Here is a 17,637-nt window from a genome sequence, read left to right on the forward strand (position 1 = left end):
CCGACCGTGACGCGCCCCCTCCTTTGACACCTCAGTCTAGCGGGCAGTCAAAGCCATCGGCAAACAACCAATCGGCCGGTCTGAAATCTGGTTGGCAATTGTGACAGACCAGGGCAAAATCTTGCTGCGGTGCCCCTGGGTTATGGGGGTCCAAGGCATCGGCCTGGATGTTGCTGGCCAGCACTTCAACATCAATCGCCTGACAGCGGTGTTGTGACGGGGTCAAAAACACCGCTTCCATGTTGTTCATGGCATCGGCATCACCACCACTGATGGAACCACCATTGGCATCAAATTGATTGCCCAGATAAGTTGCATCGGTGGCCACCAACAGATCCAAGTCATTGACCCAAGCGGGGTTGGTACCACCCAAACCGGCCCCAGGGGCATCGGTCCAGACCAACATCAAGCGCATCGGCTCGGCTGGATTGATCGGCAGCAATGACTGTCGCCAATTTTGGCCCGAATCATCAAACACGGTGGCTTGGTCATGGAACCAGAAAGCACTGCTGGGGTTGATCACCGCATCGAGGTTGATGCGGCCCCAACCTTGTTGGCGATTTGGCGCATGACCCATGACATTGCCATCGGCATCGTCGTTCCCTGCCAAGTCATCGGCCACCACACTGAACACCGCTTTGATCAAAGCCGGGCTGGGGTCCACCCCATGGGCCAAGCGGTGCTGTTCAATGAACAAAGCAATCGACCCGGAAACCACCGGCGAAGCCATGGACGTGCCGCATTTCATGCCATAACCACTGCTGCTGTCAGGGGCTTCGGTGCGGCAGCCTGGGGCCACCACATGGGGCACCAAACGCCCATCACAAGCCGGTCCATGGGCGCTGTTGGACGACACATCAAAGATGGCTGAAATTTGGGTGGCATTTGAGTTTTGTAATTTGGTCGAACCAATGGCAAACAAATTCTTCGCCTCATCCGGAGAGCCCAAGGATGAAGGCTGACACAAGCCCGTGTTGCGGTCGCCGTTGCCGTTCATGATTGACCACACCGCCAGCACCGGTTGCTGCCCGGCCACATCCGGATTGGCATCGCGGGAGATCATGTCCACTTCCATGGTCGGGATGTCATAACCTTGGGGGGTGCCGGTGGGGCCCCAGGAATTGTTACTCAACAAGGCCCCACTGGTTTGTGAGTCTTTATAGATCGCCAACATGCCACCGGCCACCATGCCACCGCTGGTCCCAGGACCCGTGCCCAACATCGGCGCATACAGCTGCTCCACCATTTGCACGCCTGGGGCCACGCCCAGGCCCCGGTTGAAGCCAGCGGCGTTCAATGAATTGGCTTGACCGGTGCCGCCGATGGCCCCGGCCACATGGGTGCCGTGTGAATCGGTGTCATCGTCACAACTGTCACTGACCCCCACACAAGCGATCACATTGGGTAAATCCGGGTGGTTTTGATGTATGCCACCATCGACCACCGCCACGGTGATGCCACTGCCATCCAAGCCGGTGTCCGACAACCACGTCTCGTATCCGGTCTGTACTTGGTTGTTGCCGTCGTAATTACCGACAATGGACTGTTGGCTCATTTCACCCCGGGGGCCCCCGTCGGTTTGGACCTGCTGGACCGTCAGCACCGAGTTGATCTGGGCAGCGGCCAGGAATTGATCGCCGGCCAGGGTGAAGGTCAGGGCCGACAGCTGGCGGTTGATGGGATTACTGTGTTCGATGACGGCCCCAAGTTTCACCAACTGCTCGCTGGCTTGGGTCAACTGGGGGTGGTAAACCATTGCCATCACTGGTACCCTTTGGGCCGATAAATCCCGATGACTGACTGGCACGCGGAAAGCCGGCAGCAAGGGGTTGATTTGGCGCACCGGGGTCAGTTGTTTTACCGCCGCGAGTTGCCCGTCAGTCAGCCAAACGATCCAGGAAAATGGTGCCAATGGACTGATCAAGGTCACCGACTGATTGGACAACAGCTGCAGCCAGGACTGTTTGATGGGGCCGTTGAATTGCACCAAATACAAGCCCGCTCCGCTTGATTGGTGGGCACTGAACCAGGGACCGGCCGGTCGCTCTGTGTCTGACAGGTCCAGTTTTTGCTGATCGACTTGGTAATCAAATGGGCGTTCAATGACTTGTCCCTGGATGCCTGGTGACCGGGCCATGGCTTGTGCCTGGTTGATCCAAATGAAGTGTTCATAATGCACCCCTTGGCCTTGCAGGCTGGCGCGCAATTCCGCAGAAGGGTGTAAGATTTTCAGCCAATGATCGGCGTCATCATGGGCCCATGTTTGGCCGGTTAACAACAACAAAGCGCTGGATATGATTTTATTCATGGCAAAGGCAGGCGGTCAAAGTCAACATTCTACTCACTTTTTCGGAGTCTTTTAAAGATCAGAATCACATATTGACGGTAATTGGGTGGTAATTGGGTTGTATTTGCCTGAACAAAGCCCAATAATACCCCTCTGAGTTGGTCGGGCAATCGCGGTGTCGATGACATCGAGGAAAGTCCGGGCTCCACAGGACAAGGTGCCGGATAACGTCCGGGGGGCGCGAGCCCACGGCCAGTGCAACAGAAAAGATACCGCCTGTCATCGACAGGTAAGGGTGAAATGGTGCGGTAAGAGCGCACCGCGACTTTGGTAACAAAGGCGGCATGGTAAACCCCACCTGGAGCAAGATCAAATAGGAAAACAGATCGTGTGGTCCGCACGTGTTTTCGGGTAGATTGCTTGAGGCTGTCAGCAATGGCGGTCCCAGATGAATGATTGCCGCGTGAAAACGCACAGAACCCGGCTTACAGACCAACTCACTTTTGACCTGAGCAATGCCTTTGAACCATGAATGACGGTGCCAATCACGACAACGACTCATTGTGGCTGGATGACAGTCACTGTTCCAAGGCGCATTGTGCGAACACCATTGACGTGCTGCAAGCCTTGCAAGCCGATGAAGAAATCATTGCGGTCTACCGTTGGTTTCATACCATCCGCAATGACCAATTGACCCTGGAAGACTTGTCGGATCAAGCCAGCGACAAACAGCTGTCAACCCTCAATGACCTGATCAAAATCCACCAGGCCGATTGGTTACTGAAACCCAAATCCAGCAACGCCGAAGGCCTCAGGCGCCTGCTGTTCGCGATGATCAATGACGTGCGGCTGGTGCTGATCCTGTTGGCAGAACAATTGGTTTTGATGCGAGCCGCCGTTGAATTCAACGAAGACTTACAACAACAATTGGCCACCTCCACCATGACTTACCACGCGGCTTTGGCCAACCGCTTGGGCGTGTGGCAAATCAAGTGGGAATTGGAAGACTTGTCGTTCCGCTTTTTGGAACCCCAAAAATACCAAAAGATTGCCCGCAAATTGGCCGAAAAACGCAATGACCGCGAACAGTTCATTCACAGCTGCTCTAAACAGTTAACCGCTGCATTGCAACAGAACAACATCACCGCTGACATCGCCGGCCGGCCCAAACACATTTACAGCATTTTCAAAAAAATGCAGAAGAAAAACCTCGAATTCGAAGGTTTATTCGACATCCGGGCCATCCGGGTGTTGGTCGACACGGTGGCCGATTGTTACGCCACTTTGGGCATTGTGCATGGTACCTGGTCGCACATCCCCAAGGAGTTCGATGACTACATCGCCCAACCCAAGGGCAACAATTACCAGTCATTGCACACCGTGGTGGTGGTCGAAGGCAAAACCCTGGAAGTGCAGATCAGAACCCATGACATGCACGAGCACGCCGAACTCGGGGTGGCAGCCCATTGGCGCTACAAGGACGGCTCCAAACAAGACCAAAGCTATGACAACAAAGTCAACTGGATGCGGCAATTGTTGTCCGAGCACAGCACGGCCGATGACTTGCTCGAAGCGTTCCAATCCGACACCCAAGAAGAACGGATTTATGTGTTCACCCCCACTGGCGATGTGATTGATTTACCCTTTGGTTCCACCCCGGTCGATTTCGCTTATCAGGTGCACACCGAAGTGGGCCACCGCTGTCGTGGGGCCAAAGTCAACGGCTCCATCGTGCCCTTGACCCGGGCCCTGAACACCGGTGATCAAATCGAAATCCTCACCGCCAAAACCGCCAAGCCTTCCCGTGATTGGTTGCATGAACAATCGGGCTATTTGCAAAGTGCCCGGGCCCGGGCCAAAGTGCGGCATTGGTTCCGGGAAAACGATTTTGACAAAAACCTACAAATTGGCAAAGAAATGCTGGAGAACGAATTGAACAAATTCGCCTTGCAGAATGCCGACATGCAAAAGCTGCTGGAATCATTCAACCTGCAGCACCTGGATAAGCTGTATGCCATGATTGCCACCGGCGACATCACCGTCAATCAAGTGCTCAGGCGGGCTGATCTGCAACTGCACCCAGTCAAGAAATACGCACACAAACAAAACACCAAGAAAACCACCAGCCGGCAACCCAGTGGCAGCCTGATTGTTGAAGGGGTGGATTCATTAAAGACCACTTTGGCCAGTTGTTGCAACCCGGTCCATGGCGATGCCATTGGGGGTTTCATCACCCGCACCCGCGGCATCAGCGTGCACCAGGCCAGTTGTGATAACTACCTACACATGATCGCCGATCAACCCAACCGCCTGGTCAACGTGCGCTGGAGCGATGACGTTTCAGAAGACATCATCACCAGTTTGTTGATCGTGGCCAACAACCGCAAGCACGTGATCAAGGACATCAGCGCCCTGCTGGCCCACCACCGGGTCGACATCACCGCCTTGCACGCCGAACCGGATCATGAGGCCGGTTTGGTCAACATCAACATCGCCATCCAAATTCGGGATTTTGATCACTTGAGCGAAGTGATCAGCCGCTTATCCAGCCTGGAACACATCAACAGCATCCAACGCAACATGCATTGAAGTCAGCAGCAATCAATCCACAGTTGCTGCTCAATATTCACAGGTCTTGGCTTCCTCACCCGCCTTCCTGACGTTGGAAATCAACAATTCTGGAATGGGGTGGGGCCACATTTCATAGACCCCGCCACCGGCCATCACTGGACAACTGGAAGTGGGGTGCAAGTTGCCAGCCAAGTCGATCATGTCAATACTGACTTTGATGGGAAAATCATGGGGATTTTTGATCACCAACCGCATGCCGTTGTCGTCATCGTTTTGCGTCAATTTGAAAACGATCCCGGCCCCATTCTCTGGTGCCATGTGCCAGTCCTTGAACACCCCGCCTTGCAGTTGACCGGCCACTTTCACCGCTTCCCCGGCCAGCACTGAAATTTGCTCGCCTTGAATCACCGGCCAATACACTGCGGCCTTTTGATTCATCACCCCCTGATCGGTGCGCAGTTTGAAATGGACATTCTGGCGGCAGGGGTTGCTGGCACAATACACCTCCATTTCAACATATTGAGCCCGCTCTTGCGTTGTCCCATTGATGGCGACATCGGGTGACACCAATTCACCACCAAGGGCACCGGTCATCAGGACCAGCAGTCCCCAGCCCATGCATCGTTGTGTGTTTTTAGCCATAAAAAATGCCCTCTTTAAAAGGGCATTGTAACGCATGCTTGAAGCCTGTTACTGATTCAACAAATCAACCGTGGCTTGCAAGATGTTGTCCGGCGTTTTTAATTGATCAAAATCGGGTTTTTCGCGGCCATTGACCACCAATGACGGGACCCGTGAAATGCCCATGGCTTGGGCCATTTTTTTGGCTTGGCGCATTTTTTGATCCACGGCAAATGAATTGGCGGTGGAGACAAATTGCTGGCGATCAATACCATGAGCCACCGCCAGCCAATCGGCGATGTCATCCACACTGCGCAAGGCTTTTTTGTGTTGGTGAATGGCCGCGAACAGGGATTCATGCACCCCATCCAGTTGTTCCATGATTTCCAATGCATGGTAGGCTTTGGCATGGGGTTCCCATTGGGCATAAAAGGCCACCGGCACCCGCACAATGGTTTGGCCCTCAGCCAGGCGACCAGTCAATTGCTTCATGTAAGGTTCAAAGGCATTACAACCCGGGCACATGTAGCTGAAAAACTCATACACCACCGGCCCTTCTTCGGCGGCTGTCCACGATGGTGTGATCAATTCATAATGAACCCCGGCTTGCCAGGGGCTGGCCGCTGTGGCGACGTCATTTGGATTGGCCTGAGCCGAGTGCAGCGCAAAGACCAATGACCAGAACAATAATATTCGCATGTTGATTCCTCCAATCAAAATTCAGGGCCTGTTAACACCAACAGGCCCTAACATAGACGCCGTCTGATTCAATTAGTTGCAAGTTTATTGGTCGGCCACAAAAAAACCGGCCTGAGCCGGTTTTTTGTGGTCATTGACATCGAGGGCTTATTCACTCAAACCCATTTGATCCAATTCCATGGCGACCAAATGATTGGTCACCGTGATGATGTCGTCGCGGGTTTTGAACGCCCGGGTGTTGGGGGCGTACTTGCCGTTGGTGATCAGGGTTGGGGTTGATGACACGCCCATGGCTTGCATCATTTGCATGCCTTTGCGGATTTGACCGTCGACCATGAACGATTTGGCGGTGGACAAAAACTGGTCCTTATCAACGCCATATGATTGGGCCGCCCACACCGCAATTTCATCGATGGTGCGGAACACTTTTTTGTGTTGGTGAATGGCTTTGAACATACCTTCATGGGCTTGGTCAACCATGTTCATGGCTTCGAAGGTGTAGTAGGCTTGGGCAGCGGGCTTCCACTGCTCATAAAACACCACCGGCACCCGCACAATTTTCGCGTTCTCTGGCAATTGTTTGTCCAGACGCTTCATGTAGGGCTCGAAGGAAGCACAGTGGGCGCACATGTAACTGAAAAACTCATAAACGATGACGGCTTCATCGGTGTTGGTGTCCCAGGCTGGGTTGATCACTTGATAGTGAATGCCTGGTTGGAAGTCCACCGCGCTGGCCGCGGTTTGAGCGACGCCTTGGGCCGCATCTTGGACGGCCTCTTTGGCTGCCGCAGCGACGTCCTCAGCTTGGTCTTTGGCGGCTGCCACGGTTTCAGCGGCCATTTCTTTGGCTTCAGCCGCCACAGCCTCTTTGGCTTCGCTTTGGTCATCGGCGTGTGAACAGCCCCAAAACAACAGGACTGCCATGAACAGGGTCAATGATTTCATTCTTTTTCCTCGTAAAATTTGGCTATTAGACTCAATCGATGGCGATTGGTTTCCTGCGATTACTCGGCCGCTTGCAAACCTTGCAAGTAACTGGCAACCGCTTCGATTTCTTCATCGGTCATGTATTGTGCCACACCGGCCATCACTTGGCCGTTCACATCATCTGGATTGGCGGTTTTTTGACCGGCTTTGTAGGCTTTCAATTGCAACACGGTGTAAGCCGCATGCTGATTGGCCAGGATCGGGTACCCAGATAAGGGGTTGCCTTGACCGGTGGGGCCATGACAAGCCATGCAGGCAGGGATGTTGCGGTCTTTGTCACCGGCTTGATAGATTTTCTTGCCCAACTCAACCTGATCGGGATTGGCGGCTTTCAGGGCCAACTCCTGACTGCTGAAGTAAGCGGCCAAGTCAGCCATGTCTTGCTCAGACAAACCAGCGGCCATGGGGGCCATCATGGCGTTGTCCCGTTCCCCACTTTTGTACAACTGCAACTGTCTGACCAGGTATTCGGCGTGTTGCCCGGCCAGGCTGGGCCAAATTGGGTTGACGCTGTTACCGTCGGTGCCATGGCAAGCCGCACACGTGGCTGACAGGTTTTTGCCATTCTCGGCATCACCGTCGGCCATGACCGACATCGACCACAGCAAACAAACTGACACCCATAATTTAATTGTGATTCGTTGCATATTAACCCCTGATGGTTTGCTTTTGTAAAAATCGCCGTATTATAGCCCATTAAGCCCAAAACATGACATATCTGCCCCAGAAAAAATGCCGCCAAAGCTGCCATCAATCAGGCAAACGTATCAAAATCAACCCAACTCATTTAAAATGGCTGCTTTTGTTCGTAACAATTCAATGTCAAACTTGTTCAGCCATTGTGAATTTCTGATCAGTGCTTACAAAACCAGTCAATTGCCGCCCGATGAAGGCATGGAAATCGCCTTTGCCGGACGCTCCAATTCAGGCAAATCGACCACCATCAATGCCTTAACCAACCACAAAGGCCTGGCCAAAGTGTCAAAAACGCCGGGGCGCACCCAGTTGTTCAATTGTTTTCAATTCCAACCCAACATGCGACTGGTTGATCTGCCGGGTTACGGCTATGCCAAAGTACCGGCCAAAATGAAAAAACACTGGGACAAAGAGATTGATTCATACCTGATGAATCGACAGTCACTGATTGGTGTGGTCATCATCATGGACATTCGCCACCCCATGAAAAAATTTGATGAGCAAATGCTGACTTGGGCCCACCAATCGGGCTTGCACTCACATGTGTTGTTGAACAAAGCCGATAAGCTCAACAACAATGACATCAAGAAAACCCTGATGCAGGTGAACCAACAAATCAAGCAGTACAGCCAAAGCACCACCTGCCAGGTTTTTTCGGCCTTGCGTCGCCAGGGCACCGCCGAATTGTCACAAATCCTGACGCCTTGGTTCACTGCCAGCGAAAACGAGCATCCATGAAGGAACAACACCGATGTGATGGCATGTTGACCATCGAGTGCCAGTTGCCTCAAAGCCATGTGCTGAGCAAAGATGAGGCCAGCGAATTGACCGCCTTGGTGGCCCGGGATTTGGCGGCGGTGTTGGGCATCAACCAAGATTCGGCCTTGGTGTTTTGTGCCGCCACCTTCGGCTCAGAACAGTTGTTGCAACCCCAATTCCCGATCCAAGCCCACATCAGTCAATACGCCTCGGCTGCCTTCCAAGGGACCGCCCATGACAATCAAGTGCTGTCCATCGGCGCCAGTAACGGACGAATGCCCAGCGGTTTGACCCCCACGCAACCTTCGCAAGCCCTGCTGCACATGCCGTTCTGCCTGTTCACCCAAGACCGCCATTTGGCCGAGCAGTTTGAAGCGCAATTGATGCACAAAGGCATGGTGTCACCACCGACCTATGCCGCCTTGAATTCGCGGCTCAACACCACAGGGGTCAATGTGATCAAACACGCCAATTACATGACCTATTTGGATTTGGTGGCGATGATGCACAACCATTATGAGCACCTCGGTCTGGGTCATTTGTGGCAAATCATTGAAACGGCCCTGGTCAGTGAGGCCCCCAAAACCGCGGTGCAGACCCCCATCCACAACCATTTTTTCCTGGTCGACCATTTGTTGTTCACGCCGTTTTTCTCCTGGTCACAATTTCGCCAACACTTTGCGACCGAAGACACCGCTGACTACATCACTTGGTTGATGGCCCAACGCCTGTCGCTGGGCGCCTTTGCCACCCATGGCTTGTCGATCCGGGCTTTCCAAGCCGAAACCTGGCCGCTCAGCGAAGAGCGGGTGTGTTTGGGGCAGTTTGAACAACAACGCATCAAGCGCGCTTATTGGACCGAGCGCCATGCCATTCATCCACCACACCCAGACCAGGCGGTGTATCACATGGACGAACAAGCCGGGGTGGTGGCCGTCAGCTGGACCGATTCTGCAACAGCAACCACCACGGTGCATTATCCAGTGACGCCACAGGGCATCGGCGACATTGAACAACAACTGCCCAGCAATACGCAGCCAGCCATCCAACAGCCTTTGACCGACAACCCCGAATGGTTAACATGACTCTGAACACCGAAGACATCCTGAAGAACCTCAATGAGAACCAAACCGAGGCCGTCACCACCGAGGCCCAACATGCCTTGGTTTTGGCCGGCGCCGGCAGCGGCAAAACCAGGGTTTTGGTGCACCGCATCGCCTGGTTGATCGCGGCTGAATATGTCTCGCCCTACAGCATCCTGGCCGTCACCTTCACCAACAAAGCGGCCGCTGAAATGCGCAACCGCATCGCTTTCATGTTACAGCGGGAAATTCGGGACATGTGGATCGGTACTTTTCATGGCATCGCCTTGAAACTGCTGCAAATCAACACCGAAGCAGCCGGCTTACCGAAAAACTTCCAGATCCTCGACTCGGATGACCAATACCGCCTGATTCGACGTTGCTTGGCAGATCTGGAGCTGGATGAAAAACAATGGCCACCACGCACCATCCAAGCCTTCATCAACGACCAAAAAAACGACGGCTTGCGCGCCCATGAAGTGGAAGATTTCGGCGATCACAACAACCAAACACTGATCAAAGTGTTCGGCCATTATGACGACCACTGTCAACGGGCCGGGTTGGTTGACTTTGCCGAAATGTTGTTGCGCGCCCATGAATTGTTGCTCAATGACCAGGCGGTGCTGCAGAAATACCGCCAACGTTTCAGCCACATCCTGGTGGATGAGTTCCAAGACACCAATGCCATCCAATCGGCCTTCATCCAATTGCTGGCCGGTGCGCAAAACAAAGTGCTGGTGGTGGGCGATGATGATCAATCCATTTATGCCTGGCGCGGTGCTCGGGTCGATCACATCCTGGACTTTCAAAACCTGTATGCCAACACCGCGCTGTATAAACTGGAGCAAAACTACCGCTCCACACAAACCATCCTGGATGCCGCCAACGGGGTGATTGCCAACAACAAAAAGCGGCTGGGCAAGAACCTCTGGTCAGCGCAGGAAAAAGGCGATCCCGTGGGTGTTTATGGGGCCCATTCAGAGTTTGATGAAGCGTTCTTTGTCGGCGAAAAAATCGAAAGCCTGCTGGCCGAAACCACCAGCGCCGATGACATTGCCATATTGTATCGTTCCAATGCCCAATCCCGCTTGTTGGAAGAGGCTTTGTTGAAACGCAGCATACCGTATCAGATTTACGGCGGTTTGCGCTTTTTCGAACGCTTGGAAATCAAAGACGTGTTGGCCTACTCGCGCCTGGTCAACAACCGCCACGACGACATCGGTTTTGAGCGGGTGATCAACACCCCAACCCGCGGCATCGGTTTGAAAACCGTCAACCTGATTCGCAACTACGCACAAATGCAACAAAGCAGCCTGTGGCAAGCGGCCCAGACCTTGATACAAGAGAAAAAACTGACCCAGCGCGCGGCGACGTCGCTGGCGGCCTTCATCAACTTGATCGACGAACTGGAATCGAACAATCAGGACCAGCCATTGGAGCAGTTGTTCAGTGACGTCATTGAACGCACGGCACTGAAAGACCATTACTTGAAAGAACCGCCGGAAAAGGCGCAAACCCGGTTGGAAAACTTGGACGAGTTGATCAATGCCGCCGAAACCTTTGTCATCAGTGAGGAGGATGCGGCCCTGGGCTTGACCCCGCTGGCGGCGTTTTTGGCCCAAGTCAGTCTGGACGCCGGCGACACCAGCCAGGTCAATGAACCCCACGTGCAACTGATGACCCTGCACTCGGCCAAAGGCTTGGAATTCCCCGTGGTGTTCATCGTCGGCATGGAACAGGGCTTGTTCCCACACCAAAATTCGATGGAAGATTTCAATAAACTGCAAGAAGAACGCCGCTTGGCCTATGTGGGCATCACCCGCGCAGAGAAGCAATTGTTCATGAGCTATGCCACCTCGCGGCGCATGCGCGGCAAAATCAATGCCTGTCAACCGTCCCAGTTTTTGCGCGAAATCCCCAAAGAGTTGATCCAACAAATCCGCGGCAACATCCACCCCACTCAATATGTTTCCAGCCCGCAAACCCGCACCCCGTACCAGAGCCAGCGGCAAACGGTGCCCGATTCACCGTACCAAATCGGCCAAACCGTCCGCCACAACAGCTTTGGTGAAGGGGTGATCACCGACATGAGCGGCAAGGGCGATTATTTACAAGTACTGGTGCAATTCAACGACGTGGGCCCCAAAGTGCTGGCCGTCAAGTTTGCCAAACTGGAGATCCTTTAGTCATTGAACCTGAAGTCATGGATCGGGGTTCAGCCGGACCTGGTATTTGTGCTGGAACAAAGCCCCGTATTGGGCCAACAAACCTTCGGCCGCAGCGGCATTGGTGAATTGTTGCACGGCAAAGCCAATCACTGGCAAACCGGCCAAGCCTGAGCCCGAAAGCGGCGTTGTGGGACTCGTGTCAGGGAAAACCAGCCGCCCAAAGCCGTCCTCAGTGGTGGCCTGATTGCCGATGTTGGTTAAAAATATTGCCCAGTTTTCAGATCCCAACAACTCAGATTGAATGCCGACGGTAGCTCCTGCTTTTACCCATTGAATCACCTGCGTGGATTGGCAAAATTCTGGCCATGTGGATCGCTGCGTACAAGAAGCACTGCCGCAACCTGGCCAATGCTGTTGCACACTGGCTCGATCCCACAACAGATAATCAAACGCCTGACAAGCTTGGCTGCCGTCCCAGGTGGCCGAAAACGGTGCCACAGCAGGGTCAGTGGCGGTATGGAATTTTTTGGTTGGAAAGTTCAGCACCCATTCTGTTTGAGCATTGATCGCCTCGTTCAAAGCATACTCGTTGAACACAGCAGCGTGTGTCAACACCTCTGAAACTGCTTGAAAGCCATGTTCCCAAGTGGCCACACTGACCCACCCTTCTGGCAGGATCACCCTTGACTCCGGGTAGGCAGCACTTAAATCAGGCAGCTGACTGCCAACAGCAGTGTGAGCCCCTTGCCCCTGCCAAAAATTTTGCAATGCCACCGCGTCATAATTGAAAGCCAGGCCTTGTGACACATTGACGATGGTTGCAAAGCCATACAGTCCTCCGCCAGGTTCAGCTTCATCTGCGGTGTCATAGATGTCATTGTCGGACCAATCCCGTTCAATCTCAGAACAGTTGGCCGGCACGCCATTCATTCCATGTTTTGCCCATGACACAGTTTGCCCAGTAAAAGTGGCCATCTCAAACACCTCAATGTGCCCCTCAGTGGTACGTTTCATGTTGTTGTTATTTGGGTCAAAATCCTCGTCAATGCCAAATGATAAAAATTCTTGACCTGCCTTCACAAGATAAGGAACACATGATGTGTCACCAGAAACATGCACTGCTGTGGGTTCACCTGAGTGGCCAGCGAGGTAAGAAGTGCCAGAAATCAGCGCCCCGGTCCACACATCATAACCATCTAAGTAGACATTGAACGATAAGACATTAATACCAATGTCACTTTCCATAAAATTAATTTTGATGGCTTTGGTTTCGGCGGTGGTGTTGACCACCGAATATAAGGTGTTCAAGTCATTATTGACGGTGTAATAAGGGTAAATCAAGACCTCACCGGTACCCTGCGGATTGACTTGGACGGCGCTTGCCGAACAGGCCATCAGCAGCGACAACCCAAGCCAACTGTTGAGCTTCCTTGGTAAACCATCCATGAGTCAGCTCCCTGGACTCACTGATCCGCGTTCAGTAACACCTGGTATTTGTGCTGGAACAAAGCCCCGTATTGGGCCAACAAGCCTTCGGCCGCGGCGGCATTGCTGAATTGGTTCACGGCAAAGCCGATCACCGGTAAACCTGACTTGGACACACCAAATTCTGGTGTCGTGGCAGAGGCATCGGGAAATTCCATCCAGGCCATGCCACTTTCGGTGACGCCGGCTGCACTGGAAAACACCACCGACATTTGATTGGATGAACCCAGTACCGCCGAGGTGCTGCCCGGAGAGGTCCCATACAACGAGAATTCCATCACGTTACTGGCCTGACACACCAATGGCAACATGGGCCGGGGTGGACAGGGCGAACCGATGCAACTGAAATCATTCAGTGTTTTGGATTCCCGATCAAACACCGTCCACTTGATGGTGTCACAAGCCTGACGGCCATCCCAGGCGCTGATGAAGGGGGCAACCACTTCCTCGCCGGTCGTGTGATGTCTTTTGGTGGGGAAATTCATCACCCACTCGGAACGGCCATTGATGATGGTCTCCAAGGCATATTCATTGAACACCATGGCGTGGGTCAACACTTCAGAAACCGCCTGAAAGCCATGCTCCCAGTTGGCTTCGATCAAGGTGCCATCCGGCATCAGCACCTTGGACACAGGTGCGGCCGAGCTCAAATCGGGTTCGAGCTCACCCGGAGACGTGTGCTGACCGGCCCCTTGCCAAAAATTTTGCAAGGCGATCGCATCATAGGTAAAGGCCATGCCCTCGGCCACGTTGACGATGGATGCCGTTCCATACAAGCCAGCGGTGGGCTCGGCCTCATCGGCGGTGTCGTAGACCTCGTTGTCTGCCCAATCAGACTCAATGGCGGCGCAATTGGCTGGCACGCCGGTGAAATTGTGATCGGCCGATGCCACGGTTTGGCCGGTGAAGGTGGCCAATTCGATCACCTCCATGTGGCCTTCGGTGGCCCGTTGCATGCTTTTGTTGTCTACTTCCAGATCCAAGTCAATGACAAAAGGTAAGAACTCTTGATTGGCCTTATTCAGAAACGGTGCACAGGATGTGTCGGCGGTGACATGGGTGGCATTCGGCTCTCCGACGTGGGCACCGACGGTTGATGTGCTTGAGACCAATGCACCGGTCCACACATCGTACGCATCGAGGTACACATTGAATGACAGCACCACCAAGCCAATGTCACTTTCTAAAAAATTGATCCGAATGGCCTTGGTGTCGGCGGTGGTGTTGACCACTGAATACAGGGTATTCAAATCATTGTTGACGGTGTAATAAGGGTAAATCAACACCTCTCCAGTGCCATCGACGCTGTGCTGCACCGCCTGGCTTGGGCCGGTCAAACAAAGCAGTGGTAAAGCGCATTTCAAAATGGTTGACGTTTTCATGGTTAAATCCTCCTGATCATATCTGTTGTCTTATGGTGTGGTTTCGGTGGCAGCCAAAGTCTGCTGCCCAAGGTGCTTAAACAAACTGCCGTATTGGGCCAGCAAACCTTCGGCGGCACCGGCATTGGTGAATTGCATCACCGCAAAGCCAGTAACGGGTAAGCCTTGCAAGCCCGCTCCACTGATGGGCACTGCCGGCTCGGCATCCAGGAAATGGACGCGACCGGCGCCACTGGGCAGCCAATCGCCACCCGGAATGGCCGCGTATCTGTTCATGTGGTTGCGTGATCCCAGTACGGCGGTGCGATCAAAATGTGTGGGGGCATTGTAGATGAATTCCATCACGGTGATGGCTTGGCACAATTTGGGATAAATTCCACCTGGCGGTGGCAACACCCCACCATTGGGAATGCCATCCTCATAGCGGGTTTCCCGATCCCACATCTCAACCCGATAGCGGTCACAAGAGGTGAGGTCATTGCCCTGCCAAGGTGCCAGGAACGGCGGCAACAAGGCCAAATCGCCGCTGTTGGTGTGGAATTTGCGGGTTGGTGAGGTCATCACCCACTCGGTGTTGGCGTTCAACACCGTTTCCAAGTTGAATTCATTGCCCACCTGGGCCTGGGTCAGCACCGCTGAAACAGCTTGAAACCCATGGGTCCATTCGGCTTGAATCAATTGGCCATCAGGCAACAAAACCGTGGATTCCGGCACGGCCGAATCCAAGTCAGGCAAGGCAGCACTGGGCTCGGTGTGATTTTCAGCAGTCAAACCAAAATTCTTCAAGGCCAGTGCATCATAATGGAACGCCAGGCCTTCATTCACATTGACCAATGAGGCGCTGCCCAGCAAGTCGCCACTGGGGTCTTCATCGGGTCCCAAGACCCAGCTTCCGGCTTGCCACACGTTTTCCAAGCCAGCGCAATTGGTTGGCACACCCCGGTTGCTGTGGTCGATCATTTGCACCGCTTGTGGGGTCACCAGATTGGCCATTTCATACACTTCCAGGTAGCCTTCTCTTGAACGGCTCATGTCTCGATTGTCAGGATCCAAGTCGGTGTCAATCACAAACGGTAAGAACTGTTGGCCGCCTTTGTTCAAGAAAGGCGCACACGAGGTGTCTCCCGAAACATGCAGCACGGACGCTTCACCCAGGTGCTCATCGATGGTGGACGTGGTCGGCACCAACGCCCCGGTCCACACGTCGTATGCGCCCAAGTATACATTGAATGTCAACACATCAAGACCAATGTCCCCTTCCAAAAAGCGGATTTTCACCGCCTTGGTGTGGCTGGAGGTATTGACCACTGAATACAAAAAATTCAGGTCGTTGTTGACCGTGTAGTAGGGATAAATCAACACCCCGCCCACGCCATTGGATGCCACCGAAACGGCTTGAGAGGTAACCGCCATCCCTGACAGCAATAAAAACATCAACCAGTTCACCGCATATTTCATAACAGGTTTCATAACTCACCCCCTTCCACCAATTTGCCTTTGTGGACGAACAGGTTGCCGTATTGGGCCAACAAGCCTTCAGCGGCCCCTCCATTGGTGAATTGATTCACGGCAAACCCGGTGACTGGTAGACCAAACAACACTTTACCTGAATTGGGTACCATGGCGGCATTGGTCGAGGCAAAAGTCACCTTGGCCCAGCCATTTTCAGTGACGGCTGTGGCCGGGGTCACGACCTTCAAAAGGTTGAATGAGCCCAGCACCTTCGATTGTTCCAGTGCGACATCCGCCGGAGACAAAAACTCGAGCACTTGGGAGGTCAGACAAAACTGAGGATCCGGTGGCCTGGGACCACAAGCGAATCCACATGAAGTGATGATCGGAGATTGTTCTTCGCGGTCCCATATTTCAAGGTCATAGGCGTCACACGCAGCCTGACCCGACCAACCCGAAGAAAACGGTGGTATGGCGGTCAATGCCTGGGTCGTGTGGTATTTTTTGGTGGGGAAGTTCATCACCCATTCGGTCTTGCCGTTGATGAATTGATCATACGCGTATTCATTGTAGACTTCGGTTTGCATCAACACCGCGGAGACCGCTTCAAAACCCGATGGCCATTGTGACACGACCAAGGCATCATCATTCGACAAGTGGGTCGATATTGGCTGGGCCGAACTCAAATCCGGCAGCACGTCACCGACGCTGGTATGGATGCCGGCACCCCCCCAAAATTGGGTCAGGGCCAAGGCATCAAAGCCAAAGGCGATGCCCTCACCCACATTGATGATCGAGGCTTTGCCGCTCAATCCGCCACTGGGTTCGGCCAATGCCTCGCGGTCCCAGGTGTCATCTTGCCACTCTGACTCAAACAGCTCACAGTCATTGGGCAGGCCATCCGAGTGCGTCAATGCCGCCAACACCTCGGCCTCGGTGATCACGCCCATTTCAATCACCTCCAAGTGTCCTTCACGGGCTCGGCGCAAAGAGTCATTGGAACCGTCCAGTTCCAACAAGAACGGTAAAAACTCTTGGCCCAAGCCAAATCGATTGAGGTAGGGTGCACAAGAAGTATCTGCGGTCAAATGCGAGACGCTGGGCTCACCTTCATGACCCGCGATGGTTGAATCCACGGCAAGCAATGCCCCGGTCCACACATCAAACGGCGCCAAATACACATTGAAAATCAACACCTCACGACCTATGTCGCCTTCCAAAAAGCGCACTTTGATGGCCTTGGCTTCATCGGTGGTGTTGACCACCGAATACAGGGTGTTGAGTTCGTTGTTGACGGTGTAGTAAGGGAAAATCAACACTTCACCCTGACCATGCGGGTTCAGTTGAACCGCTGCTGCGGGTAAGCTGAAGGCGCCGCATAAGCAGAACAAAAGTTTGGCTGAAAAGCGCATGGATTTTCTTCCTTAAAAAATTAATCACCCCGCATC

General features: G+C 53.5%; 13 protein-coding genes and 1 other RNA gene. 5 read left to right on the plus strand and 9 right to left on the minus strand.

Annotated features, from left to right (window positions below; genetic code table 11):
* Window positions 1-31: 31 nt before the first annotated feature.
* On the minus strand, window positions 32-2,308 hold the full coding sequence (locus K7G70_RS15935) for a S8 family serine peptidase (protein WP_223789650.1): 2,277 nt from the start codon (window positions 2,306-2,308) through the stop codon (window positions 32-34).
* A gap of 133 nt (window positions 2,309-2,441) precedes the next feature.
* Here K7G70_RS15935 and rnpB point away from each other — a divergent pair.
* Window positions 2,442-2,791, plus strand: an RNA gene (gene rnpB / locus K7G70_RS15940) — RNase P RNA component class A.
* A gap of 24 nt (window positions 2,792-2,815) precedes the next feature.
* Entirely contained in the window at window positions 2,816-4,876 is a 2,061-nt protein-coding gene (locus K7G70_RS15945; protein WP_223789651.1) for a bifunctional (p)ppGpp synthetase/guanosine-3',5'-bis(diphosphate) 3'-pyrophosphohydrolase, read from the plus strand.
* Window positions 4,877-4,906: 30 nt separating this feature from the next.
* Here the strand turns inward: K7G70_RS15945 and K7G70_RS15950 are convergent, their stop codons facing one another.
* From K7G70_RS15950 to K7G70_RS15965, 4 genes are all read right to left on the minus strand, one after another.
* The gene (locus K7G70_RS15950) at window positions 4,907-5,500 is read right to left on the minus strand and encodes a hypothetical protein (RefSeq protein WP_223789652.1); all 594 of its coding nucleotides are present in this window, start codon (window positions 5,498-5,500) and stop codon (window positions 4,907-4,909) included.
* A gap of 48 nt (window positions 5,501-5,548) precedes the next feature.
* Window positions 5,549-6,178, minus strand: coding sequence for a thiol:disulfide interchange protein DsbA/DsbL (locus K7G70_RS15955; RefSeq protein ID WP_223789653.1), 630 nt, complete (start codon window positions 6,176-6,178; stop codon window positions 5,549-5,551).
* A 147-nt stretch (window positions 6,179-6,325) separates the two neighbouring features.
* Window positions 6,326-7,123, minus strand: a complete 798-nt coding sequence (locus K7G70_RS15960; protein WP_223789654.1) for a thiol:disulfide interchange protein DsbA/DsbL — start codon at window positions 7,121-7,123, stop codon at window positions 6,326-6,328.
* A gap of 59 nt (window positions 7,124-7,182) precedes the next feature.
* Window positions 7,183-7,812, minus strand: a complete 630-nt coding sequence (locus K7G70_RS15965) for a c-type cytochrome (RefSeq protein ID WP_223789655.1) — start codon at window positions 7,810-7,812, stop codon at window positions 7,183-7,185.
* Between the two features lie 172 nt (window positions 7,813-7,984).
* Here K7G70_RS15965 and yihA point away from each other — a divergent pair, with 172 nt between their 5' ends.
* From yihA to uvrD, 3 genes are read left to right on the plus strand one after another with little or no spacing between them, the layout of a single operon-like run.
* Window positions 7,985-8,599: a ribosome biogenesis GTP-binding protein YihA/YsxC gene (gene yihA, locus K7G70_RS15970; RefSeq protein ID WP_223789656.1), complete on the plus strand. Its 615-nt coding sequence runs from the start codon at window positions 7,985-7,987 to the stop codon at window positions 8,597-8,599.
* The gene (locus K7G70_RS15975; protein WP_223789657.1) at window positions 8,596-9,705 is read left to right on the plus strand and encodes a hypothetical protein; all 1,110 of its coding nucleotides are present in this window, start codon (window positions 8,596-8,598) and stop codon (window positions 9,703-9,705) included. Before yihA ends, K7G70_RS15975 begins: the two co-directional genes overlap by 4 nt.
* Window positions 9,702-11,888, plus strand: coding sequence for a DNA helicase II (gene uvrD / locus K7G70_RS15980; protein WP_223789658.1), 2,187 nt, complete (start codon window positions 9,702-9,704; stop codon window positions 11,886-11,888). Before K7G70_RS15975 ends, uvrD begins: the two co-directional genes overlap by 4 nt.
* A 15-nt stretch (window positions 11,889-11,903) precedes the next feature.
* Here uvrD and K7G70_RS15985 read toward each other — a convergent pair whose 3' ends face one another.
* From K7G70_RS15985 to K7G70_RS16000, 4 genes are read right to left on the minus strand one after another with little or no spacing between them, the layout of a single operon-like run.
* Window positions 11,904-13,316, minus strand: a complete 1,413-nt coding sequence (locus K7G70_RS15985) for a hypothetical protein (protein WP_223789659.1) — start codon at window positions 13,314-13,316, stop codon at window positions 11,904-11,906.
* A 17-nt stretch (window positions 13,317-13,333) separates the two neighbouring features.
* Window positions 13,334-14,737, minus strand: a complete 1,404-nt coding sequence (locus K7G70_RS15990) for a hypothetical protein (protein WP_223789660.1) — start codon at window positions 14,735-14,737, stop codon at window positions 13,334-13,336.
* 30 nt (window positions 14,738-14,767) lie between these two features.
* Window positions 14,768-16,207 carry a hypothetical protein gene (locus tag K7G70_RS15995; protein WP_223789661.1) on the minus strand — a complete coding sequence of 480 codons (1,440 nt, stop codon included), beginning with the start codon at window positions 16,205-16,207 and terminating at the stop codon, window positions 14,768-14,770.
* Window positions 16,204-17,601 (minus strand): hypothetical protein, encoded by a 1,398-nt coding sequence (locus tag K7G70_RS16000; protein ID WP_223789662.1) that lies wholly within the window; start codon window positions 17,599-17,601, stop codon window positions 16,204-16,206. The genes K7G70_RS15995 and K7G70_RS16000 overlap by 4 nt, the downstream gene beginning before the upstream one ends.
* Window positions 17,602-17,637: the final 36 nt, after the last annotated feature.

Source organism: Marinicella meishanensis (assembly GCF_019931145.1).
GTDB lineage: Bacteria > Pseudomonadota > Gammaproteobacteria > Xanthomonadales > Marinicellaceae > Marinicella > Marinicella meishanensis.

Excerpts from the sequence above, each read along its gene's own strand:
- K7G70_RS15935 (WP_223789650.1), bottom strand. The coding sequence starts at position 2,308 with ATGAATAAAATCATATCCAGCGCTTTGTTGTTGTTAACCGGCCAAACA.
- K7G70_RS15995 (WP_223789661.1), bottom strand. The coding sequence starts at position 16,207 with ATGAAACCTGTTATGAAATATGCGGTGAACTGGTTGATGTTTTTATTG.
- K7G70_RS15950 (WP_223789652.1), bottom strand. The coding sequence starts at position 5,500 with ATGGCTAAAAACACACAACGATGCATGGGCTGGGGACTGCTGGTCCTG.
- yihA (WP_223789656.1), top strand. The coding sequence starts at position 7,985 with ATGTCAAACTTGTTCAGCCATTGTGAATTTCTGATCAGTGCTTACAAA.
- K7G70_RS15965 (WP_223789655.1), bottom strand. The coding sequence starts at position 7,812 with ATGCAACGAATCACAATTAAATTATGGGTGTCAGTTTGTTTGCTGTGG.
- K7G70_RS15945 (WP_223789651.1), top strand. The coding sequence starts at position 2,816 with ATGAATGACGGTGCCAATCACGACAACGACTCATTGTGGCTGGATGAC.
- K7G70_RS15960 (WP_223789654.1), bottom strand. The coding sequence starts at position 7,123 with ATGAAATCATTGACCCTGTTCATGGCAGTCCTGTTGTTTTGGGGCTGT.
- K7G70_RS15955 (WP_223789653.1), bottom strand. The coding sequence starts at position 6,178 with ATGCGAATATTATTGTTCTGGTCATTGGTCTTTGCGCTGCACTCGGCT.
- uvrD (WP_223789658.1), top strand. The coding sequence starts at position 9,702 with ATGACTCTGAACACCGAAGACATCCTGAAGAACCTCAATGAGAACCAA.
- K7G70_RS16000 (WP_223789662.1), bottom strand. The coding sequence starts at position 17,601 with ATGCGCTTTTCAGCCAAACTTTTGTTCTGCTTATGCGGCGCCTTCAGC.
- K7G70_RS15985 (WP_223789659.1), bottom strand. The coding sequence starts at position 13,316 with ATGGATGGTTTACCAAGGAAGCTCAACAGTTGGCTTGGGTTGTCGCTG.
- K7G70_RS15975 (WP_223789657.1), top strand. The coding sequence starts at position 8,596 with ATGAAGGAACAACACCGATGTGATGGCATGTTGACCATCGAGTGCCAG.
- K7G70_RS15990 (WP_223789660.1), bottom strand. The coding sequence starts at position 14,737 with ATGAAAACGTCAACCATTTTGAAATGCGCTTTACCACTGCTTTGTTTG.